Source organism: Streptomyces cadmiisoli, from assembly GCF_003261055.1.
Lineage (GTDB): Bacteria > Actinomycetota > Actinomycetes > Streptomycetales > Streptomycetaceae > Streptomyces > Streptomyces cadmiisoli.
On the sequence record NZ_CP030073.1, the window covers coordinates 2652399 to 2673986 of the forward strand.

Here is a 21588-nt window from a genome sequence, read left to right on the forward strand (position 1 = left end):
ACTCGCACTCATCACCTGCACCAGCCAATTCTTACGGCAAGTCACCCGTTCGGCCGAACAGCGACACGGTTTGCCGTGAATTCAGGGGCACTTCCTCCCGGTTCGCGACGTCTGCGGGCGGTGCTGCGCAGCCGGGCGTCCCGGGAGGCGACGGGCGGTCGGTCAGGCTGCGGCCCGGGTGAAACGGAGCGTGGCCACGACCGCGGTCGTGCCGCCCATCATGCCCAGCCGGTTCCAGGTCATGCCGAACTCGCCCCGGTCCACGGTGAACTCCGACTCCAGCGTGACCTGTTCGGCGCCGGCCTCGACGAGACGGGCGGTGAGGGTCAGCGGCTTGTCGGTGCCGCGCACGGTGAGCCGGCCCACGACGTCGACCCGGTCGCCGTCGCCGAGCCGGGCCTCCTGGGCGGCGAAGGTGATCTCGGGATGACCTGCGGCGTCGAAGAAGTCGGCGGACCGCAGATGCGCGTCGCGCTTGGCGTTCTTGGTGTCCAGGGACGTCACGTCGAGGGTGAGCGTGCCGGTGGCGGAACCGTCGGCGTGGACCTCGCCCCGACCCGCGACAGCCGCGAACACGCCCCTCACGGTGACCATCCCCCACATCGTCCTGTGCCGTACGGCGACGGTGGAGGCGGCGGCGTCGAGCTGCCAGAGGCCCGTTTCCACGGCGGCGTTCATGAGCGCTCCCTGTAGCTGGGTACTTCAAATTTGGACGACCTCACGCTAGCCCAATGTCCAAATCTGAACAACCCACTCATCCAAAATTGGACAACAGGTACACTCGAACCCATGGCCGACTCCGCCGATCACCCCGCTGACCTGCCCCCATGTCCGCCCGCACCGGGCGGCGGGCTGCTGCCCCCGGAGCTGCGGGCCTGGATGCGGCTGCTCGCCGCGACCGGTGCGGTGGAGCAGCGGCTGCGGTCCGTGGTGAAGGAGCGGCTCGACGTCTCCCACGACGAGTTCCTGGTGCTGTGCCTGCTGGCCGAGCAGCCCGAGGGCGGCCTGCGGATGACGCGGATCGCGGAGCTGCTGGGCCGGCCGAAGACCCGGCTCACCTATCAGATCGCCTGCCTCCAGCGCGGCGGTCTGGTCACCCGGCGCACGGTGTGCGGCGACCGGCGGGGCGTCGAGGTCGACCTCACCGCCAAGGCGCGCGGACAGCTCCAGGAGGCGTCCGCGGCGCTCGCCACGGCGGTGACCGAGGCCCTCGCCACCCGGGTCGGCCCGGCGGAGCGGGAGGCGGTGGCCGGGCTGCTGCCGGGGCTCGGCGACAAGGCGCCGGCCGAATGACACCCCGGCGGGGCTGACGTCGCGGCGGGCGCTCCGGTGCCGACACGCACCCCCGCAGGCCGTTTTCCCCCGCCGGTGCTCTCGCCGGCGTACTCCCGCGGGCGTGCGACCGCCCCCTTAACACCCCGGGGAGTACCGCCCGTTTGCCCCTCGTGCGCGACGCGGCGCACGGGTTCACCGCGGGGCGGCCGGCCGCCGCACGTCCGGGGCCGTCCGCCCGTGCGGGACTCCGGGGCCGCCTTTTCGTCGGCTTGACCGCCGCTTCATCCGCCTGCCCCGAGATGGGTGGGGACAGCGCTGACCGGACGCGGCACAGCGAGCCGGGCGAGTGAGGCCAGCGCATGAGCACGGCACCGGCCGATCCGGCCCCCGCGGCTCACTCCGCCGTGACGTTGGCGAGGATCTTCTCCAGCAGCCGGCTCAGCTGCTCGATCTCGCCGTCGCTGATTCCCTCCAGCATCCGCTCATGGCTGCGCAGGGCGATGGACTCGATCTGCGCGTACATCGCGTCGCCCTCCGGGGTGACTTCGACCGTGACCGCCCTGCGGTCGGAACCGCTGCGCGTGCGCAGCACGATCCCCCGGCGCTCCATCGTCTCCAGATGACGGGTGAGCGTGGGCCCCTCGATGCTCAGGTACTGGGCCAGTCTGCGCTGGATCATCGGCCCTTCGAGCTTCAGGGTGGCCAGCACGGTCCAGGTGGCGAAGGTGACGCCGGATCTGCCGAGCTCCTCCTCGAAGAACGCGCGCGACTCCTTCGCGACCAGCCGTAGTTTGGGGGCGACGCCGCTTCGCAGCCGCAGCGGACCGGCGTCCGCCCCCGTCGTCTCGTGCCGCGGCACCCGTGCCTCCGCTCGTCCCTTGCTCACCGTGGGCATCCCCCGCCGTCCGCCCGGCGAGCAAAGCCGGTTGACCATGGAAGTAATTCATTAGGCTACTAACCATTTTTACGGACCGACAACCAGCGGGCGCCCGTGTGAGTGAGTTGCGTATCGAAGCCGCGGAAGACCTGGCGGATCAAGCCATGCCGGACGTACTGGGCACACGCGACGGCCCGGCCGCCGCACGGACGTTGCGGTGGATGTCCAGCGCCGCCGAGGAGCGATTGAGAGTGATGTAGTGCAGCCCCGGAGCGCCCTCGGCGAGCAGCCGCTCGGCCATGGCGGTCCCGTGCTCGACACCGACACGGTGGGCCGTGTCCGGATCGTCGCGGGCCTGTTGCAGCCGGTGGGCCAGGTCCTCGGGGAAGGCGGCGCCGGAGAGTTCGGCGAAGCGGCGGATCTGGCGCACGTCCGTGGCGGGCATGATCTCGGGGATGATCGGGATCGCGCAGCCCGCCGCCGCCACCCGGTCGCGCAGCCGCAGGTAGTCCTCGACGTGGAAGAACATCTGCGTGATCGCGTAGTCGGCGCCCGCCCGGCACTTGGCGACGAAGTGCCGGATGTCGCTCTCCCAGTCGGGCGAACGCGGATGACGTTCGGGGAAGGCGGCCACCCCGATGGTGAAGTCCCCGAGGGACCGCACGAGTTCCACCAGTTCACACGCGTACGTGAATCCGTCCGGGTGAGGCGTCCACGGGCCGCCGGGGTCGCCCGGCGGGTCGCCCCGCAGCACGAGGACGTCCCGTATGCCCGCGTCCGCGTACCGGCCGACCGTGTGGCGCAGTTCGGCGACCGAATGCCCCACCGCGGTGAGATGGGCGACCGGCCGCAGGGTGGTCTCGGCGGCGATGCGCCGGGTGACGGCGACGGTCCGGTCCCGGGACGAGCCGCCCGCGCCGTAGGTGACGGAGACGAAGTCGGGACACAGGGCCTCCACCCGGCGCACCGCCTCCCACAGAGTGCGCTCGCCCGCGTCGGTCCTCGGAGGGAAGAACTCGAAGGAGAAGGTCGTCATCGCCGTACCCCGGCGGCGGTGCTCACCGCGCCGCCAGGCGGCCGGCGAGACCGTCCACCGAGGAGACCCCGTAGGTGTCGCGGATCCGGTCCAGCAGGTCCGCACCGGACAGCGTGTACTGCTGCGTGCCCGTCGACTCCAGGGCCGTGGTGGCCAGCGCGCTGCCCAGCCGTGCGGCGCTCTCGTGGCCGAGCCCCCAGGCGACGGCGGCGAGGAAGCCGGCCCGGAACGCGTCGCCCGCGCCGGTGGGCTCTGTACTGCCGGACGGCGGCACCGACTTCACGACGACCGAGCGGCGCCCGGCCCGCTGCACCACCGCGCCCTCGGCACCCCGCGTGATCACCCAGTTGCCCACCCGGCCTAGGATCTGCTGTTCGGTCCAGCCGGTCCGCTCCTGGATGAGCACACTCTCGTACTCGTTGGTGAAGAGGTACTTCGGCCCCGCCAGCAGCGCGCGGACGTCGTCGCGTGCCATACGGGCCAGTTGCTGCGAGGGATCGGCCACGAAGGGCAGGCCGAGGCGGACCGCGTCGCGGGTGTGGCGCAGCATGGCCTCGGGGTCGTTCGGCGAGACGACGACCAGGTCGAGGGGACCGCTCCGCTCCTGCACGGTCCGCAGGTCGATCAGGCGCGCCTGGCTCATGGCGCCGGCGTGGAAGGAGCCGATCTGGTTGTGGTCCCGGTCCGTGGTGCACACGAACCGCGCCGTGTGCCGCGTCTCGTCGACCCGGACCGATCCGGTGTCGACGCCGTGCCGCTCCAGCCGTGCCCGGTACGGCTCGAAGCCCTGTCCCACGGCGCCCACGAGCAACGGGCGCAGGCCCAGCGACCCGAGGCCGAAGGCGATGTTCGCCGCCACCCCTCCGGCGCGGATCTCCAACTCGTCGACCAGGAACGACAGCGAGACCTTGTCCAGGCTCTCGGCGATGAACTGTTCCGTGAACCTGCCCGGGTAGACCATGAGATGGTCCTCGGCGATCGACCCCGTGACTGCGATTCTCATCCGTTCCCCTACCCCTGTCTCGGGACTGTTCGTGGCCGCGGTCGGACCCGTACGGCCCTTCGCGACGGTCGGTCGCGGCGGTCGGACCCGTACGGCCCCGGACGCCTGCGGCTTACTGCGGCTTACTGCGGTCGGACGCGTACGGACCCGGGTACGGCGGGTCCGTTCCTCGTCCGGGACGCGGCTCAAGTACCGGTCAGGCGGTCGTCAGCCGCCGTACGGGCGTGTCCTCAGTAGCGCTGCGCCTTGGCGATCTTGGCGGTCAGCGCCGGCTCCGGGGGCTTGCGGCTGATGGCGAGCGGCTGCTCCCGCTCCCCCGGTCCCAGGTCCTCCGCGCCGACGAAGCGGGTCTCGACGACCTTGCCGTCGGAGTCGCGGAAGTCGACCTGGACCGCGTACGAGGCGGTGGCGGCCGTGCTGTTGGTGATGTTCACGACCACCGCGAGCAGCCCGCCCGTCTGGGCCCGCGGCTTTCCGGTCAGCGAGACGTCGGCCATCGCGTTGCCCTGGCCCTTCACGTCCTTCAGCTCCCGCTCGGCGGCCGCACTGGCCCGCGCCACCTCGGCCGAGACGGACGCCTCGAACTCCGAGGCCCGCGCGGAGGCGGACGACGCCGCGGCCGACGCCGAGGCACGCGCGGAGGCCACGGCGGACTCGGCCGCGGACGCGAGGGCGGAGGGCGGACTGCCCGTGAAGGACCCGACGACGGGCGGCGACGGCCTGGGGCTGGTCGCCGTACCGCCGTCGCCGCCCCCGCCGTCGCACGCGGCGAGCGCGACCGTGCAGGCCCCGGCCACGACGAGGGAGGTGAGGGTGCCCGGGGCTCGGTGCCGCCGGGCCGGTCGGTTCTGCTCCTGCGCGTCCGCGCTCATGGCATGGGGTCCTTTCCCGGCCGACGACAGCATGACCGATTCATCCACGTATGGTCGGATCACATGCTGCCTGCACCGGCGATACCCGGCCACCGCACCCCGAGCGGCCGGAGCGGTCGTCCCGACGGGCCGTTGTCAGTGGCCCGCGCTACGGTGCGCAGCAGATGACGGTCCGCCGGTCCGGGAGGTTTCCATGGCTTCGCGTCTCAACCCTTATCTCAGCTTCGACGGTGACGCCCGGCAGGCGCTGGAGTTCTACCAGGAGGTCTTCGGCGGCACCCTGACGCTGAACACCTACGGCGACTTCGGCCAACCGGGCTCCTCCGACTCCGGCAAGATCATGCACGGCATGCTGGAGACGCCGGGCGGCTTCACCCTGATGGGCGCGGACAACCCGCCCGGCACCGAGCACATCCCGGGCAGCAACTTCTCGGTCTGCCTGAACGGCGACGACGCCGCCGAGCTGCGCGGCCACTGGGAGAAGCTGTCCGCCGGCGCCTCGGTGTCCGTCCCGCTGGAGAAGCAGATGTGGGGCGACGAGTTCGGTATGTGCACGGACCGGTTCGGCGTCCCCTGGATGGTGAACATCAGCCCGCGGCAGAGCTGACCCGGGCCGCCGCCCGCCCCGCCGCGGACGCCGGGCCCGCCCCGGCCGTCAAGGACGCGGCACGGACCGGGACATGGTCCGGCGTGGCCCACCTCACCATCCGAATGCCGAACGGGTACGGGCATGCCCCCGGACGGCGCCGTAAGGTGACCCGTGCAGCTGGTTCGCCCCGTCCGCCAGACGGGATGCGTCGCAAGAGGGAACCCGGTGGGAATCCGGGACTGCCCCGCAGCGGTGAGCGGGAACGACCGCCGTCATACGCACTGGGCCCGACGAACAGGGCCTGGGAAGCGACGGCCATTAGGTGTCTCGTACGACGTCGTACGACGAGACGGGCCCGCGAGTCCGAAGACCTGCCAACTGCCCGTGCGCGAAGCACTCGCGCGCGGACATCCCGGTGACCTCGAGGGCGGGTCGGCGTACACACCAGGCGGACGAACGCGCCGTGCCGCGCGTTTCGGCTCCGCCGGGTCCGTCACCCCTTCGCGCTCTCGTCCCGTCCCCGGGATCTCAGGGATTCATCTCGCGAAGGAGATCTCCGTGACCACCGAGTCCGCGGCCGCGGCGACACGGGCCACCGTGTACGGATACCCCCGCCAGGGCCAGAACCGGGAACTGAAGAAGGCGATCGAGGGCTACTGGAAGGGCCGCGTCACCGCCGGCACCCTGCGCGCCACCGCCGCCGACCTGCGCCGCAGGAACTGGCGGCAGCTCTCCGAGGCGGGCATCCACGAAGTGCCCACCGGTGACTTCTCCTACTACGACCACGTGCTGGACACCACCGTCATGGTCGGCGCCGTCCCCGCCCGCCACCGGGCCGCCGTCGAGGCGGACGCCCTGGACGGCTACTTCGCCATGGCGCGCGGCACCCAGGACGTGGCGCCGCTGGAGATGACCAAGTGGTTCGACACCAACTACCACTACCTGGTGCCGGAGTTGGGTCCGGACACGGTGTTCACCGCCGACCCGGCCAAGCAGGTCGGGGAGTTGACGGAAGCCCTCGCCCTGGGCCTGACCGCCCGCCCCGTGCTGGTCGGCCCGGTCACCTACCTCCTCCTCGCCAAGGCCGCCCCCGGCGTGGCCCCGGGCTTCGACCCGCTCACCCTCCTGGACCGGCTGCTGCCCGTGTACGCCGAGGTCCTCGCCGACCTGCGCGCGGCGGGCGCCGCATGGGTGCAGCTCGACGAACCCGCGCTCGTCCAGGACCGCACCCGGGCCGAACTGAACGCCGCGGACCGCGCCTACCGCGCCCTCGGTGCCCTCACCGACCGGCCGAAACTGCTGGTCGCCTCGTACTTCGACCGGCTGGGGGACGCGCTGCCCGTGCTCGCGGGGACCCCCGTCGACGGGCTCGCCCTGGACTTCACGGCGGCCGCCGCCGCCAATCTGGGCGACCTGGCCGCCGCCGGCGGACTGCCGGGCAGGCGGCTGGTGGCCGGTGTGGTCGACGGCCGCAACATCTGGGGCAACGACCTGGAGAAGTCCCTGTCCACGCTCGGGACGCTGCTGGGACTGGCGGAGCGGGTCGATGTCGCGGCCTCCTGCTCCCTGCTGCACGTGCCCCTGGACGCCGCCGTGGAACGGGACATCGAGCCGCAGATCCTGCGCTGGCTGGCCTTCGCCCGGCAGAAGACGGGCGAGATCGTCACCCTCGCCAAGGCCCTCGCGCAGGGCACCGGCGCCATCAGCGCCGAACTCGCCGCCAACCGGGCCGACCTGGCCTCCCGACGGGGCTCGCCGATCAGCCACGACACCGCCGTGCGGGACCGCGCCACCGCCGTCACCGAGGCCGACACCCACCGCGCGCAGCCGTACGCAGAACGCGCCGCCGCCCAACGGGCGCACCTCGGCCTGCCGCTGCTGCCGACCACCACCATCGGGTCCTTCCCGCAGACCGACGAACTGCGCGCCGCGCGGGCCGGACTGCGGGCCGGACGGATCGACACCGCCGGCTACGAGGAGCGCGTCAGGGCCGAGATCCAGGAGGTGATCGCCGTCCAGGAGAAGACCGGGCTGGACGTCCTGGTGCACGGCGAGCCCGAACGCAACGACATGGTCCAGTACTTCGCCGAGCAGCTCACCGGCTACCTCGCCACACGGCACGGCTGGGTCCAGTCCTACGGCACCCGCTACGTCCGCCCGCCGATCCTGGCCGGCGACATCTCCCGCCCCGAGCCCATGACGGTGCGCTGGACGACGTACGCCCAGTCCCTCACCGACCGCCCGGTCAAGGGCATGCTCACCGGTCCCGTCACCATGCTCGCCTGGTCCTTCGTCCGCGACGACCAGCCCCTCGCCGACACCGCGCGCCAGGTCGCCCTCGCCCTGCGCGACGAGGTCCGCGACCTGGAGGCGGCGGGCACGTCCGTCATCCAGGTCGACGAACCCGCCCTGCGCGAGACGCTGCCGCTGCGGGCCGCCGACCGCACGGCCTATCTGGCGTGGGCCACCGAGGCGTTCCGGCTCAGCACCGGCGGGGTGCGCCCGGACACCCAGATCCACACCCATATGTGCTACGCCGAGTTCGGCGACATCGTGCGGGCCATCGACGACCTCGACGCCGACGTCATCAGCCTGGAGGCCGCCCGCTCCCACATGCAGGTCGCCCGTGAACTGGCCGCCCACGGCTATCCGCGCGAGGCCGGGCCGGGCGTCTACGACATCCACTCCCCGCGCGTGCCGGGCACCGAGGAGATCGCCGACCTGCTGCGCACCGGCCTGCGGGCGATCCCCGCCGGACGGCTGTGGGTCAACCCGGACTGCGGGCTGAAGACCCGCGGTGTGCCCGAGACACGGGCCTCGCTGGAGAACCTGGTCGCCGCGGCCCGCGCGGTCCGCGCGGAGCTGTCCGCGTTCTGAGACCCGCCGGACGGACCGCTCCGCCTCCGGGTCCGGAGCCGGAGAGCGGTCCGCCGGGGAGGGAGCCCGCCCTTTCCCTCCCCGGCACCCGGTGCAGGACGGCGGCGGACCGCCGCTTTCAGTCCCTCCCCGGCACCCGGTGCGGGACGGCGGGGGACCGCCGCTTTCCGCGGCGCCGTGGCCGTCTGCCCTGTTCGGCGGTGTCCCGCTGTGGCGTCGAGCCGCGGGCGGCCGAGACTGGGAGGAGGGCCACCGGCCGCTCGTGACGGCAGGAGACGGGGCGTGATGGCAGGAGACCGGGAAGGAAGGCGACGCAGGCTGCCGCACATGCCCGACCTGCACCTACGTCTGCGGGCCGAGCTGGGCCGGATCGACGAGGAGCTGCGGGCGCTGCTCGCGGCGATGGACCGGCTGCAAGGGCTGCTGGACGCCGTGGTGGCCATCAGCCGGGAGGTGGAGCTGCCCGCGGTGCTGCGCCGCATCGTGACCACCGCCATGGACCTGGTCGGCGCCAAGTACGGAGCGCTCGGCGTACTGAACGAGTCGGGGGAACGCCTGGAGCGGTTCATCGCCGTCGGCCTGTCCGAGCAGGAACAGGCCGACCTGGCCGGCACCGACCTGCCCCACGGCCACGGTGTCCTCGGGCACCTGATCCGGCACCCCGAGCCTCTGCGGGTCGACGACATCTCCGGCCATCCGTCCTCCGCCGGGTTCCCGCCCGGCCACCCGCGGCTGCGCAGCCTGCTGGGCGTCGCGATCAGCGTCCGGGGCGAGATCTACGGCGACCTGTACCTCTCCGAGCGCCTCGACGGGCAGTCCTTCGACGTCCACGACGAGAACGTCCTGATCGCCCTGGCCAGCGCCGCCGGTATCGCGATCGAGAACGTCCGGCTCTTCGAACGGGTCCGGGTCGGAGCCGAGCAGTTCCAGCGGCTGCTGCTGCCCACCCTGCCCGACCTGTGGCCCTTCTCCGCCGCCGCCATCTACCAGCCGGCCGCGGAGCCCAGCCAGCTCGGCGGTGACTGGTACGACGCCGTCCTGCTGCCCGACAACGTCGTGGCCGTCGTCATCGGCGACGTGGTCGGCCACGACCTGCAGGCCGCGGCCAACATGGCCTCCACCCGCAACATGCTGCGCGCACTGCTGTTCGACCGGGTCAACCCGCCCGGCGCGGTCCTCACCCAGCTCGACCGCACCCTCCAGGCCATCACGGCCAACCCCATCACCACGACCACCCTGGCACGCATCGAACCGGAGGCGACCGGCTGGCGACTGCGCTGGAGCACCGCGGGCCATGTCCCGCCCCTGCTGATCACTCCCGAGCGCCGCGCGGAGTACCTGTACGCCGAGCCCGGCCTGCCGCTCGGGGTCGATCCCGAGCAGCCGCGTCCGGACCACGAGCGGTTCCTGCCCCCGGACACCACCGTGGTCTTCTTCACCGACGGGCTGGTCGAGCACCCCGACCGCCCCATCGACCGGAGTCTGAACGAGCTCGCGGCACTGGCCACCCTGTACTCCACCCTGCCCCTCCAGGAATTCGTCCAGGCCCTGGCCGACCACCATCCCAGCGACGGTCACGACGACATGGCCGTCCTGGCCCTGCGCACCCCGCCGGGGCATGCCGTGGAGGATCCGGCGGATCCATCGGATGATGGTCGGTGAGGTGGTGCTGAAGCGGAGGCCGCCCGATGACTGTCGTACGGCGTGAAGGGCTCCGGCGCGGCGGCATGGCCGCCCTGGAGATCCTCGCGGTCGCCGTCCTGTACTACGGCTCGGCGAGGCTGGGACTGCTCCAGCAGCTGGTGCGCGGCCAGGTCACCCCGTTGTGGCCGCCGACCGGTATCGCGCTGGCCGGGCTGCTGCTGCGCGGCCCGCGGGTGTGGCCCGGCATCGCGCTCGGCGCGTTCGGCGTCAATGTGACGCTCGGGCCGTCGATCGCCGCCGTGCTGGCGATCGCGGCGGGCAACACCGTCGCGCCGGTCGTCTCCTACCTGCTGCTGCGCCGGGTCGGCTTCCGCAACGAGATCGAGCGCCTGCGGGACGCCCTCGCGCTGATCTTCCTCGGCGCGTTCACCGGGATGCTGATCAGCGCCACGGCCGGCAGCGCCACACTCGTCCTCGCCGGCGTGGTCGGCGCCGGCGAGTTCTGGCCGACGTGGTCGGTGTGGTGGACCGGCGACGCGATGGGCGTCCTGCTGGTGGCGCCCGTCCTGCTCGTACTCTGTACGGCCCACCGGCCCAGGAAGGCCTCACCGGCCCGCTGGATCGAGGCACTGCTGCTGGTGGCGGCCACCGTCTGCGTCGGTTTCCTGGAGGTCAGCCACACTCCGCTGCTGTTCCTCGGCTTCCCGCTGCTGATCTGGGCCGCGTTCCGCTTCCAGCTGGCCGGGACCGCGCCCTGCGCGCTGGCCGTGTCGACCTTCGCGATCATCGCGGCGGCCCAGGGGGTGGGCCCGTTCGCCGGACACGACCTGGTCACCGACATGATCACCCTCCAGGCCTTCAACGGCTCCGCGTCACTGACCGCCCTGCTGCTCGGCGCCGCGGTCAGCGAGCGCAACGAGACCCAGTCGGAGATCGCCCGCACCTGCGCCCACCTCTCGGACCTGGTCACCAGAATCAGCACCGGCAGCCACCACCCGGCACTCGCGGAGGGCGACGGCCGCCCGGAGAACGAGTCCGCCGACGAGGGTGGGAGACCGAGCGGGGACGGCAGCCCGGCCGGAGATCGGCGACCGACCGGGGACGGCAGACCCGGGGATCAAAGACCCACCGGTGACGGCAGACCCACCGGGGATCAGCGACCGACCGGGGGCTGACTCACCGAGGGCCGGGCGACAGTTCCCCGCTCACCGCGGAACGCCGGGTCAGGCGCCCTTCCCCACCGGCTCCAGAATCGCCACGCACTCCACGTGATGCGTCATCGGAAACAGATCGAACGCCCGCAGCGTCCGCACGCGGTACCCCCCGTCCCGGAAGTACCCGAGGTCGCGGGCCAGTGCCGCCGGATCGCAGGCGACGTAGGCGATGCGGCGGGCGCCCAGTGACGACAGGTGCTCGACCGTGTTGCGGCCCGCTCCCGCGCGGGGCGGGTCCAGGACGATCAGGTCGACCTCGGTGATGCCGGTGCGCGGCAGGACCGACTCGACCTTGCCCTGCTCGATGCGGACCCGGTCGAACGAGGCGAGGTTGTGCCGGGCGTCCTCGACGGCCCGCTTGCCCGACTCGATGCCGAGGACCGCGCCCTGGTCCCCGACCCGGTCGGCGAGCGCGCCCGCGAACAGGCCGACGCCGCAGTACAGGTCGAGCGCCATGTCGCCCTTGCGCGGGAGGAGGCCCTGCATGACCGCCGTCACCAGGGTGTCCGCGGCCTTGGGGTGGACCTGCCAGAAGCCGCCGCTGCCGACGCGGTGGGTGCGTCCGTCCGCGCGCTCACGTACGAAGGGGCGGCCGTGGACGCGGTGAATCCCGCCGTCCTTCTCCTCCACCCGCATCACGGACACCGGCCGGTCCAGCTCCACGATCGGCAGACGCGCTCCGGGCCGCGGCGTGAGGATCACCTGGCGGTCCTGCGATCCCGTCGCCGCGATCGCCTCGACGGACTCCATACCGGTCCAGTCGCGCTTCTCGACGCCCAGTTCGCTGACACCTTCGGCGGCGATCATGCAGTGGTCGATGTGCTCCACCTCGTGCGAGCGGTGCCGGCGCAGTCCGGCCCGGCCGTCGGCGTCCACCGCGTACTGGACCCGGGTCCGCCACTGCGGCACCTGCCCGGCCGGCAGTTTGTCGCCCTCGGCCGGCATCACCGTGCCGTCCCAGCCGGCCTCCTCGGGCGTCAGGCCCGCGAGCCGCCGCAGCTGCTCGACGATCACCTCGCCCTTGAGCCGTCGCTGCGCACCCGGCTTCGCGTGCTGCCAGTCGCAGCCGCCGCAGCGGCCGGGACCGGCGTAGGGGCAGGGCGCCTCGACGCGGTCCTTGGAGGCCGAGAGCACCTCGACGGCGTCGGCGCGCAGATAGCGGGCGCCTTCTTCGCCCTCGGTCACCCGGGCCACGACCCGCTCACCGGGCAGCGCGTGCCGGACGAAGAGGACCTGGCCGGACTCGGTGCGGGCGATGCAGTGGCCGCCGTGGGCGACCGGGCCGATCTCGACCTCGTACTCCTGCCCGACCAGGGAGTCCGCCTGCGACTTCTTCGGTTCTGCCTGCATGGCGGGGTGACTCCAGTGATGAGAAGGACTACGGCCGGTACGGGGAAGGACCACGGCCGGACAACAGCCCACCAGTCTACGTGCTCCCCGTCCACGCGATCCCCGCTCGCGTCAGTCCTTGGCGCTGGGCTCCTTGGGCCGCACCTGGGCGGGCCCGCGGCGCACGGCGCCCGGCGCGTTCCAGTCCTGCCGCTTTCCGGCGCGCTTCTTCGCCGCCTCGGACGAGACCAGCTGGTAGGGCACGGAGGTCACCATGACACCGGGCGTGAACAGCAGCCGGCCCTTCAGCCGCAGCGCGCTCTGGTTGTGCAGCAGGTGCTCGTACCAGTGGCCGACGACGTACTCGGGGATGATCACGGAGACCACGTCGCGCGGCGACTCCCGCCGCAGGTTCTTGACGTACTCGATGACCGGCCGGGTGACCTCACGGTACGGGGAGTCCAGCACCTTCAGCGGCACGTCTATGCCGCGCCGTTCCCACTCCTCGCGCAGCGCCTTGGTCTCGGAGGGGTCGACGTTGACGCTGAGCGCCTCCAGGGTGTCCGAGCGCAGCAGCTTCGCGTAGGCCAGAGCTCGCAGCGTGGGGCGGTGGATCTTGGAGATGAGGACCACCGAGTGGATCCGCGACGGGCGGACGCTGTCCTCGCTCGTGTCCTCGGGGGCGGCGAGTTCCTGGGAGACGTGGTCGTAGTGGCGGCGGATCGCGGTCATCGTGACGTAGAAGATCACCATGCCGAGCAGCGCGACCCAGGCGCCGTGGGTGAACTTGGTGATCAGGACGACGACCAGGACCAGGCCCGTGAAGAAGGCGCCGAAGGTGTTGATCGCGCGGGAGCGGACCATGTGGCGGCGCTTGGCCGGGTCCTGCTCGACGGCCAGGAGGCGGTTCCAGTGCCGGACCATGCCGGTCTGGCTGAGCGTGAAGGACACGAAGACGCCGACGATGTACAGCTGGATCAGGCGCGTGGAGTCCGCGCCGTAGAGCCAGACGAGGAGGGCCGCGGCCCCCGCGAGCAGGACGATGCCGTTCGAGAACGCCAGGCGGTCGCCGCGGGTGTGCAGCTGGCGCGGGAGGTAGCGGTCCTGGGCGAGGATCGAGCCGAGCACCGGGAAGCCGTTGTAAGCGGTGTTCGCCGCGAGGAACAGCACCAGTGCGGTGGCCGCGGCCAGGATCAGGAAGAGGAAGCTGCCGCTGCCGAAGACGGCCTCGGCGACCTGCGAGATGACCGGGTTCTGGACGTAGTCCGAACCGACGGGGACGCCGTTCTCGAGCAGATCGTGCGCGGGGTTCTCGGCCATGCGCACGTTCGACGCCATGGCCAGGCCGATGATCCCGCAGAACATCGTCACGGCGAGGAAGCCCATCAGCGCCAATGTGGTCGCCGCGTTCCTCGACTTCGGCTTGCGGAAGGCGGGCACACCGTTGGAGATCGCCTCGACGCCGGTGAGCGCGGCACAGCCGGAGGAGAAGGCCCGCAGCATCAGGAAGACCAGGGCGAAGCCCGCGAGGCCCTGGTGCTCGGCCTTGATCTCGAAGCCGGCCGTCGGCGCCCGCATGGTGTCGTCCAGCACCAGTCCGCGGAACGCGCCCCAGACGATCATGATGAAGACGCCGACGACGAAGACGTACGTCGGAATGGCGAAGAGCTTGCCCGACTCCTTCACTCCGCGCAGGTTCATCAGCGTCAGCAGCACGATCACGGCCATCGCGCACAGGACCTTGTGCTCGACGACGAAGGGGATCGCGGAGCCGAGGTTCTCGATGCCGGAGGAGATGGAGACGGCGACGGTCAGGACGTAGTCGACGAGCAGGGCGCTCGCGACGGTGAGCCCGGCCCTCGGGCCGAGGTTGGTCGTCGCCACCTCGTAGTCGCCGCCGCCGCTGGGGTAGGCGTGCACGTTCTGCCGGTAGGAGGCGACCACCGTGAACATCAGCAGGACGACCGCGGCGGCGATCCAGGGGCTGAACTGGTAGGCCGACACGCCCGCGATGGACAGCACCAGCAGTACCTCGCCGGGCGCGTACGCCACGGAGGACAGCGGGTCGGATGCGAAGACGGGGAGTGCGACGCGCTTCGGCAGGAGCGTTTCGCCCAGCCGGTCACTGCGCAGCGCGCGCCCGATCAGAATCCGTTTGGGCACGTCGGTCAGTTTGGACACAACAGAGGATCGTAAGGGTTCGAACAGGGTGTCGCCCACCTGCCTCCCGGCATCTGCCCCCCGAGTGAAATACCGGGCCCGTCGGTCCACAGGTCCAGCCCACCCGTGGACCCGCATGTCTATATGACAAAACCCTTCTCGTCCTGCCATTCGGAGGTCTCATGCCCGCGACCGCAGAGCTGATCGGTGCCGCCGCCGCACTCGTCGGCCTCGGCATCCTCACGGTTCTCAGCCTCTGGCGCATCGGCCGCCGCTGATCAGGGCAAAGCTGCACGGGGGGTGCCCGCTGCGGACCGTGCGTGTGTAGCTTGGTCGGCGGTCTGAGACCCTAATCAAGCCAAGTCAGCAACACCTGACCTCGGAAGGACGGTCGTGCACATCGTCATCATGGGCTGCGGCAGAGTGGGTTCCGCTCTCGCGCAGACCTTGGAGCAACAGGGGCACACGGTCGCCGTGATCGACCAGGACCCCACCGCCTTCCGTCGCCTTGGCTCCTCGTTCGGCGGCCGCCGGGTCACCGGCGTCGGCTTCGACCAGGACACTCTCCGCGAGGCAGGTATCGAGGAGGCGGGCGCGTTCGCCGCCGTCTCCAGCGGGGACAACTCCAACATCATCGCCGCGCGGGTGGCCCGCGAGATGTTCGGCGTCGAGAACGTCGCGGCCCGGATCTACGACCCGCGCCGTGCCGAGGTCTACCAGCGGCTGGGCATTCCCACCGTCGCCACGGTCCGCTGGACCGCCGACCAGATGCTGCGCCGGCTGCTGCCCTCCGGCTCCGAGCCGCTGTGGCGCGACCCCACCGGCGGTGTGCAGCTGGCCGAGGTGCACGCCTCGGCCAGCTGGGTCGGTCACAAGATCAGCAAGCTGCAGGAGGAGACGGGCGTCCGCGTGGCGTTCCTCACCCGCCTCGGCGAGGCCATACTGCCCACCTCGCAGACGGTGCTCCAGGAAGGCGACCTGGTGCACGTGATGATGCGCGCGGACGACGTCGAGACGGTCGAGGCGGCGTTCGCCGAGGGCCCTGAGAAGGAGGGCGGTCACTGATGCGGGTCGCCATTGCCGGTGCCGGCGCGGTCGGCCGGTCGATCGCCGGTGAACTGCTGGAGAACGGCCACGAGGTCCTCCTGATCGACAAGGCGCCGACCGCCATCTCGGTCGAGCGCGTCCCGCAGGCCGAGTGGCTGCTGGCCGACGCCTGCGAGATCACCTCCCTGGACGAGGCGGCGCTCCAGCGCTGCAACGTCGTGATCGCCGCCACCGGCGACGACAAGGTGAACCTGGTCGTATCGCTGCTGGCCAAGACGGAGTACGGCGTTCCGCGCGTCGTCGCCCGGGTCAACAACCCCAAGAACGAGTGGCTGTTCAACGAGTCCTGGGGCGTCGACGTCGCCGTCTCCACCCCGCGTCTGATGTCGGCCCTGGTCGAGGAGGCGGTGAGCGTCGGCGACCTGGTCCGGCTGCTGCGCTTCAGCCACGGCGACGCGAACCTGGTCGAGCTGACCCTGCCCGAGGAGTCGGCCCTGGCCGGCACGCAGGTCGGCGACGTCGAGTGGCCCGAGGACACCTCCCTGGTCACGATCATCCGCGGCACGCGCGTGCTCACCCCCACCCGGGAGGACTCCCTGGAGGCGGGTGACGAACTGCTGTTCGTGGCCGCGCAGGCCAGGGAGGAGCAGCTGGAGGACCTGCTGTCGGTACGCCGCGAGGACGCGACGAGCTGACACCGGCGGTCGTACGGCGACGGGGGCGCCCCTGGATCAGGGGCGCCCCCGTCGTCGTGTCGAGAGCCGGCAGCGGCCGCAGGTGCTTTCTTCCGGCTGCGCCGGCGGCAGTCGGCCACGCCGGTGCCGGTGGGGGTCGATCGTGCCGGTGCCGGTGCCGGTGCCCGTGCCGGTCGATCGTGCCCGTTGGCGGTCAGTCGTGCCCGTGGCGATCAGTCGCGCGGGTAGCGGTCGTGCCCGTGGCGGTCCGTAGCGTCCATGCCGGTCGGTCGCGCCGGTGCCGGTCGGTCACACCGGTGGCAGTCGCCGAGCCCGTGGGCGTCAGTCGCGCCGGTGGCGAGCGCCGGACTGAGTCTCGCCGTGGGCGCCGTGCGCGTCCCCGCCGGACCCGTCGCGCTCCGCGGCGGCCGCCTCCTTGCGTTCGCGCTCCGCGCGCTCCTCCGCCTCCATCTCCGCGAACACGTCGATGGGCGGCGGCGCCTTCGCCAGGAAGACCCAGGTCAGCCAGACGGCGAGCAGGAACGGCGGGATCTTCAGCGTGACCAGTACCCAGCCGAGCTGCGTGGTGTCGGCCCACCAGTACAGCGGGAAGAGGATCGCGCACTTGGCGAGAAGGATCAGGCCCCACGCCCAGCTGGCCTTGGCGTACGCCTTCTTGCGGCCCGGGTTGCGGGTGCGCCAGGAGAGGTTCTCCTTGAAGACCGGGCCGAGCATCAGACCGATCAGCGGCACTCCGGCCAGCGTCGTGATGATGTACGCCAGCGCCAGGCCCAGCGTGTACAGCATGCCGGGCAGATAGAAGTCCTTGGCGTTGCCGGTCATCATCGCGAAGACGACACCGAAGGCCACGCCGAAGACGCCGCTGAAGGCGTGCTTGACGGTGTCCTTCATCACCAGGCGGACCACCACGAGCAGCAGGGAGACACCGAGCGCGGCGATCGCCGACAGGTGCAGATCCTTGTTGATCGTGTAGATGGTCACGAAGAGGAGGCCCGGCAGCACCGTCTCGATCATGCCGCGGACGCCGCCGAACGCCTCGAACAGCGCTGCCTCCGTCACCGCGCGGGCGTCCTGCTCAGCGTCTTCGGTGTGCTCAGTCGGCTTGTCGAGCGACGTCACCGGCTACTCCCGTCCGAGGGGTCTCAGTTCGTACTTCGGATTGAACAGCACGCGGCGGCCTCGGCTCATCGAGATCCGGCCCGATGCGATCAGCTTGCGCCCCGGTTCTATTCCGATGATGGAGCGCCTGCCGAGCCACACCACGTCCAGCGCGGCGGAGCCGTCGAACAGCTCGGCCTCCAGGGCCGGGACTCCCGCCCGCGGCCGCAGCGTGACCGTGCGCAAGGTACCAGTAACCGTGACGATCTGGCGGTCGTGGCAGTCACCGATGCGCGTACAACCCGCGGTCTCGGCGTCCTCCCGCAGCTCCTCCGACTCCAGGTCCTCCTGCGAGGTGGAGAGCCGGTCGAGCATGCGCCGGAATCGGCCCACCGGCTTTTCGGATCGAGGAACAGCACTCATGTCTGAAGCCTACCGGGGTCACCGACAGTCACGTACCCCGTGTGCTCCCGGTCGAAAGCTCACTTCTCGAAGCGATATCCCATTCCGGGCTCGGTGATGAAGTGCTTGGGGTGCGAGGGGTCCGCCTCCAGCTTCCTGCGCAACTGCGCCATGTAGACGCGCAGGTAGTTGGTCTCCGTCCCGTACGACGGTCCCCACACCTCCTGGAGCAGCTGCTTCTGGCTGACCAGCCGGCCGGAGTTGCGCACCAGCACCTCCAGCAGATGCCACTCCGTGGGGGTGAGCCGTACATCCCTGCCGCCGCGGTTGACCTTCTTGGCGACCAGGTCGACGGTGAACTCCTCGGTCTCCACCAGCACCTCGTCGTCGCCGCCCCCGGTGGGCTGGGCGCGGCGCACGGCCGCCCGCAGCCGGGCCAGCAGCTCGTCCATGCCGAAGGGCTTGGTGACGTAGTCGTCGGCGCCCGCGTCGAGCGCCTCGACCTTCTCGTCGGAGGAGTGCCGGGCCGACAGCACGATGATCGGGACACGGGTCCAGCCGCGCAGGCCCCTGATCACCTCGACGCCGTCCATGTCCGGCAGACCCAGGTCGAGGACGACGACGTCGGGGTGGCGGGCCGCGGCGAGCTGGAGGGCGCCGGCGCCGTCGTGGGCGGCGTCGACGTCGTACTTGCGTGCCTTGAGGTTGATCACGAGGGCGCGCACGATCTGCGGCTCGTCGTCGACCACGAGCACTCTGGGGGTCTGGGGTACACCCCCAGGAGAACTCATCATGAAGTCTGCCTTTCGGAGTGTGCGGACGGTTCCGCGGAGACGGACGCGGGGGCGAGGGTCGCGGGGCGGGCCGCCGCGCGCAGGGTGAGGACCATGGTGAGGCCGCCACCGGGCGTGTCCTCGGCGTCGAGGGTGCCGCCCATGGCCTCGGTGAAGCCCCGGGCGACCGCGAGACCGAGCCCGACGCCGGTACCGCGCGGAGCGTCGCCGTGGCGCTGGAAGGGCTCGAAGATCCGCTCCTTGGCGTCGTCGGGGACGCCCGGCCCGCGGTCCACGACCCGGACCTCGACACGGTCGGCGATGGCGCTCGCCGCGACCTTCACGGACGTGCCCGGCGGGCTGTACTTGACCGCGTTCTCGACGACGTTCGCCACGGCGCGCTCCAGGAGCCCCGGGTCGACCCGCACCATCGGCAGGGACTCCGGCACGTCCAGCTCGACGCTGTCCTCCGGGACCCCGCCGAGCGCCATCGGCACCACCTCGTCGAGGTCGGCCTCGCGGATGATCGGCGCCACGGTGCCGGTCTGCAGGCGGGACATGTCGAGGAGGTTGCCGACCAGGTGGTCGAGGCGGTCGGCGCCCTTCTCGATGCCCTCCAGCAGCTCGGCCCGGTCCTCCTCCGACCACTCCACGTCGTCGGAGCGCAGGCTGGTCACGGCCGCCTTGATGCCGGCCAGGGGGGTGCGCAGGTCGTGGCTGACGGCGGCGAGCAGCGCCGTGCGGATGCGGTTGCCCTCGGCCAGTTCCTTGGCCTGGTCGGCTTCCTCCTGAAGCCGGCGGCGGTCGAGGACGATCACGGCCTGCGCGGCGAACGCGGCCAGCACCCGGCGGTCCTCGGCGGGCAGCACCCGCCCGGTCAGCGCGAGCGCCATGTGGTCGCCGACCGGGATGTCGACGTCCGCGTCCTCCGGCCGTGCCACGGTGCCGTCGCGGCCGGCCCGGCCCACGCACACCCACGGCTCGACGTCGCCGGCCCGCTCCAGCAGGGCGGCGGACTCCATGCCGAAGGTCTCGCGCACCCGCTCCAGCAGCTCCTCCACGCTGGTCTCACCGCGCAGCACGTTGCCGGCCAGGAAGGACAGGATCCCCGACTCCGCGCGCAGCCGGGCGGCCTGATGCGTGCGCCGGGCCGCGAGGTCCACCACCGACGCCACCGACACCGCGACGCCTATGAAGATCACGAGGGCGACGATGTTCTTGGGGTCGGCGATGGTGAACCGGTGCAGCGGCGGTGTGTAGAAGAAGTTGATCAGGAACGATCCGAAGGCCGCGGACACGAGCGCCGGGTAGAGCCCGCCGAGCAGCGCGGCGGCCACCGTCAGCGTCAGGAACAGCAGCATGTCGTTGGCGAGGCCGAGGTCGACGCTGTTCAGCAGGACCGCCAGGGCCGCCGGCCCGGCCAGGCCGACGATCCACCCCCAGATGATGCGGCCCCGCCCGAGCCGGGCGCCGCGGGCCACCGGCAGGCCCCGGCCCTTGGCGGCCTCCTCGTGCGTGACGATGTGCACGTCCAGGTCGGGGCCGGACTCGCGGGCGACGGTCGCCCCCACGCCGGGTCCGAAGACGTACTGCCAGCTCTTGCGCCGGGACGAGCCCAGTACGACCTGGGTGGCGTTCACCCCGCGCGCGAAGTCCAGCAGCGCCGCCGGTATGTCGTCGCCGACGACGTGGTGGAAGGTGCCTCCGAGGTCCTCCACGAGCGTGCGCTGGACGGCGAGCTCCTTGGGCGAGGCCGCCGTGAGTCCGTCGCTGCGCGCTATGTAGACCGCCAGCACCTCGCCGCCGGCGCCCTTCTCCGCCAGCCGGGCGGCCCGGCGGATCAGGGTCCGCCCCTCGGGACCACCGGTCAGCCCGACCACGATCCGCTCGCGCGAACCCCAGATCTTGGACACCCGGTGATCCCTGCGGTACTGCTTCAGGTACTCGTCGACCCGGTCCGCGACCCACAGCAGCGCCAGTTCGCGCAGCGCGGTGAGGTTGCCCGGCCGGAAGTAGTTCGACAGCGCGGCGTCGACCTTGTCCGGCTGGTAGACGTTGCCGTGCGCCATCCGCCGGCGCAGGGCCTGCGGCGACATGTCGACCAGTTCGATCTGGTCGGCCCGGCGCACCACCTCGTCGGGGACGGTCTCCTGCTGGCGTACGCCGGTGATCGACTCCACCACGTCACCGAGCGACTCCAGATGCTGGATGTTCACGGTGGAGATCACGTCGATGCCCGCCGCGATCAGTTCCTCGACGTCCTGCCAGCGCTTGGCGTTGCGCGAACCGGGGACGTTGGTGTGCGCCAGTTCGTCCACCAGGGCCACCCGCGGCCGCCGGGCGAGCACCGCGTCGACGTCCATCTCGGTGAAGACGGCGCCGCGGTACTCCAGCTCCCGGCGCGGGACCTGCTCCAGACCGTGCAGCATCACCTCGGTCCGCGGCCGCTCGTGGTGCTCCACGAAGGCCACCACGCAGTCCGTGCCGCGCTCCACCCGTCGATGTGCCTCGGACAGCATCGCGTACGTCTTGCCCACGCCCGGTGCCGCACCGAGGTAGATCCGAAGCTTGCCGCGTGCCATGGCCTCATTGTCCGTCTTCTGCAAAATGCTGCGTACGCGGCGTCGACCTTACGGCCACCGTTTCGGACAAATGGGACGAGAGACGGCTCAGGGGGCGTCCTTGACGGAACTCTGA

Annotated in this window: 18 protein-coding genes and 1 riboswitch; of the genes, 7 read left to right on the plus strand and 11 right to left on the minus strand. The window is 71.5% G+C overall.

Annotated features, from left to right (window positions below):
- Positions 1 to 162: 162 nt before the first annotated feature.
- The gene (locus tag DN051_RS11100; RefSeq protein ID WP_112438617.1) at positions 163 to 678 is read right to left on the minus strand and encodes a YceI family protein; all 516 of its coding nucleotides are present in this window, start codon (positions 676 to 678) and stop codon (positions 163 to 165) included.
- Positions 679 to 789: 111 nt separating this feature from the next.
- Between DN051_RS11100 and DN051_RS11105 the strand changes: the two genes are divergently transcribed.
- Entirely contained in the window at positions 790 to 1293 is a 504-nt protein-coding gene (locus DN051_RS11105; protein WP_053760803.1) for a MarR family winged helix-turn-helix transcriptional regulator, read from the plus strand.
- A 376-nt stretch (positions 1294 to 1669) separates the two neighbouring features.
- On the opposite strand, the gene DN051_RS11110 is transcribed toward DN051_RS11105, so the two are convergent.
- The 4 genes from DN051_RS11110 to DN051_RS11125 form a co-directional block, all read right to left on the minus strand.
- Complete coding sequence (locus DN051_RS11110; RefSeq protein ID WP_162624906.1) at positions 1670 to 2161, minus strand: MarR family winged helix-turn-helix transcriptional regulator; 492 nt, start codon at positions 2159 to 2161, stop codon at positions 1670 to 1672.
- 148 nt (positions 2162 to 2309) lie between these two features.
- Complete coding sequence (gene metF, locus DN051_RS11115; protein ID WP_112438619.1) at positions 2310 to 3188, minus strand: methylenetetrahydrofolate reductase [NAD(P)H]; 879 nt, start codon at positions 3186 to 3188, stop codon at positions 2310 to 2312.
- 22 nt (positions 3189 to 3210) lie between these two features.
- Positions 3211 to 4191 (minus strand): carbohydrate kinase family protein, encoded by a 981-nt coding sequence (locus DN051_RS11120; protein WP_112438620.1) that lies wholly within the window; start codon positions 4189 to 4191, stop codon positions 3211 to 3213.
- A 230-nt stretch (positions 4192 to 4421) separates the two neighbouring features.
- The gene (locus tag DN051_RS11125; protein ID WP_234388904.1) at positions 4422 to 5063 is read right to left on the minus strand and encodes a hypothetical protein; all 642 of its coding nucleotides are present in this window, start codon (positions 5061 to 5063) and stop codon (positions 4422 to 4424) included.
- Between the two features lie 193 nt (positions 5064 to 5256).
- Between DN051_RS11125 and DN051_RS11130 the strand changes: the two genes are divergently transcribed.
- The 4 genes from DN051_RS11130 to DN051_RS11145 all read left to right on the plus strand — a co-directional run bounded on the left by DN051_RS11130 (position 5257) and on the right by DN051_RS11145 (position 11348).
- On the plus strand, positions 5257 to 5670 hold the full coding sequence (locus DN051_RS11130; RefSeq protein WP_053760799.1) for a VOC family protein: 414 nt from the start codon (positions 5257 to 5259) through the stop codon (positions 5668 to 5670).
- A gap of 143 nt (positions 5671 to 5813) precedes the next feature.
- Positions 5814 to 6045: riboswitch (cobalamin riboswitch) on the plus strand.
- A 165-nt stretch (positions 6046 to 6210) separates the two neighbouring features.
- Positions 6211 to 8529, plus strand: a complete 2319-nt coding sequence (gene metE / locus DN051_RS11135; protein ID WP_112438621.1) for a 5-methyltetrahydropteroyltriglutamate--homocysteine S-methyltransferase — start codon at positions 6211 to 6213, stop codon at positions 8527 to 8529.
- Between the two features lie 327 nt (positions 8530 to 8856).
- Complete coding sequence (locus tag DN051_RS11140) at positions 8857 to 10191, plus strand: PP2C family protein-serine/threonine phosphatase (RefSeq protein ID WP_246040998.1); 1335 nt, start codon at positions 8857 to 8859, stop codon at positions 10189 to 10191.
- Positions 10192 to 10217: 26 nt separating this feature from the next.
- The gene (locus DN051_RS11145; RefSeq protein WP_112438623.1) at positions 10218 to 11348 is read left to right on the plus strand and encodes an MASE1 domain-containing protein; all 1131 of its coding nucleotides are present in this window, start codon (positions 10218 to 10220) and stop codon (positions 11346 to 11348) included.
- Between the two features lie 48 nt (positions 11349 to 11396).
- On the opposite strand, the gene DN051_RS11150 is transcribed toward DN051_RS11145, so the two are convergent.
- Positions 11397 to 12737, minus strand: coding sequence for a class I SAM-dependent RNA methyltransferase (locus DN051_RS11150; RefSeq protein ID WP_112438624.1), 1341 nt, complete (start codon positions 12735 to 12737; stop codon positions 11397 to 11399).
- Positions 12738 to 12848: 111 nt separating this feature from the next.
- Positions 12849 to 14897: an APC family permease gene (locus DN051_RS11155; RefSeq protein ID WP_112438625.1), complete on the minus strand. Its 2049-nt coding sequence runs from the start codon at positions 14895 to 14897 to the stop codon at positions 12849 to 12851.
- A gap of 372 nt (positions 14898 to 15269) precedes the next feature.
- Here DN051_RS11155 and DN051_RS11160 point away from each other — a divergent pair, with 372 nt between their 5' ends.
- Positions 15270 to 15941, plus strand: coding sequence for a potassium channel family protein (locus DN051_RS11160; RefSeq protein ID WP_053760794.1), 672 nt, complete (start codon positions 15270 to 15272; stop codon positions 15939 to 15941).
- On the plus strand, positions 15941 to 16618 hold the full coding sequence (locus DN051_RS11165) for a potassium channel family protein (RefSeq protein WP_053760793.1): 678 nt from the start codon (positions 15941 to 15943) through the stop codon (positions 16616 to 16618). Before DN051_RS11160 ends, DN051_RS11165 begins: the two co-directional genes overlap by 1 nt.
- A gap of 321 nt (positions 16619 to 16939) precedes the next feature.
- Here DN051_RS11165 and DN051_RS11170 read toward each other — a convergent pair whose 3' ends face one another.
- The 4 genes from DN051_RS11170 to DN051_RS11185 are packed head-to-tail and all read right to left on the minus strand — an operon-like array spanning position 16940 to position 21473.
- Positions 16940 to 17737, minus strand: a complete 798-nt coding sequence (locus DN051_RS11170; protein ID WP_053760792.1) for a DUF3159 domain-containing protein — start codon at positions 17735 to 17737, stop codon at positions 16940 to 16942.
- A 3-nt stretch (positions 17738 to 17740) separates the two neighbouring features.
- Positions 17741 to 18139, minus strand: a complete 399-nt coding sequence (locus DN051_RS11175) for an OB-fold nucleic acid binding domain-containing protein (protein ID WP_053760791.1) — start codon at positions 18137 to 18139, stop codon at positions 17741 to 17743.
- Between the two features lie 59 nt (positions 18140 to 18198).
- A complete protein-coding gene (locus DN051_RS11180) occupies positions 18199 to 18909 on the minus strand; it encodes a response regulator (protein WP_107094012.1) in 711 nt (236 codons plus the stop codon).
- Entirely contained in the window at positions 18909 to 21473 is a 2565-nt protein-coding gene (locus DN051_RS11185) for a sensor histidine kinase (RefSeq protein ID WP_112438626.1), read from the minus strand. Before DN051_RS11185 ends, DN051_RS11180 begins: the two co-directional genes overlap by 1 nt.
- Positions 21474 to 21588 lie beyond the last annotated feature (115 nt).

Bases quoted from the DNA above. Each gene is read 5' to 3' on its own strand.
- DN051_RS11100 (WP_112438617.1), bottom strand. From the start codon at position 678: ATGAACGCCGCCGTGGAAACGGGCCTCTGGCAGCTCGACGCCGCCGCC.
- DN051_RS11105 (WP_053760803.1), top strand. From the start codon at position 790: ATGGCCGACTCCGCCGATCACCCCGCTGACCTGCCCCCATGTCCGCCC.
- metF (WP_112438619.1), bottom strand. From the start codon at position 3,188: ATGACGACCTTCTCCTTCGAGTTCTTCCCTCCGAGGACCGACGCGGGC.
- DN051_RS11120 (WP_112438620.1), bottom strand. From the start codon at position 4,191: ATGAGAATCGCAGTCACGGGGTCGATCGCCGAGGACCATCTCATGGTC.
- DN051_RS11125 (WP_234388904.1), bottom strand. From the start codon at position 5,063: ATGAGCGCGGACGCGCAGGAGCAGAACCGACCGGCCCGGCGGCACCGA.
- DN051_RS11130 (WP_053760799.1), top strand. From the start codon at position 5,257: ATGGCTTCGCGTCTCAACCCTTATCTCAGCTTCGACGGTGACGCCCGG.
- DN051_RS11140 (WP_246040998.1), top strand. From the start codon at position 8,857: ATGCCCGACCTGCACCTACGTCTGCGGGCCGAGCTGGGCCGGATCGAC.
- DN051_RS11145 (WP_112438623.1), top strand. From the start codon at position 10,218: ATGACTGTCGTACGGCGTGAAGGGCTCCGGCGCGGCGGCATGGCCGCC.
- DN051_RS11150 (WP_112438624.1), bottom strand. From the start codon at position 12,737: ATGCAGGCAGAACCGAAGAAGTCGCAGGCGGACTCCCTGGTCGGGCAG.
- DN051_RS11165 (WP_053760793.1), top strand. From the start codon at position 15,941: ATGCGGGTCGCCATTGCCGGTGCCGGCGCGGTCGGCCGGTCGATCGCC.
- DN051_RS11175 (WP_053760791.1), bottom strand. From the start codon at position 18,139: ATGAGTGCTGTTCCTCGATCCGAAAAGCCGGTGGGCCGATTCCGGCGC.
- DN051_RS11180 (WP_107094012.1), bottom strand. From the start codon at position 18,909: ATGAGTTCTCCTGGGGGTGTACCCCAGACCCCCAGAGTGCTCGTGGTC.
- DN051_RS11185 (WP_112438626.1), bottom strand. From the start codon at position 21,473: ATGGCACGCGGCAAGCTTCGGATCTACCTCGGTGCGGCACCGGGCGTG.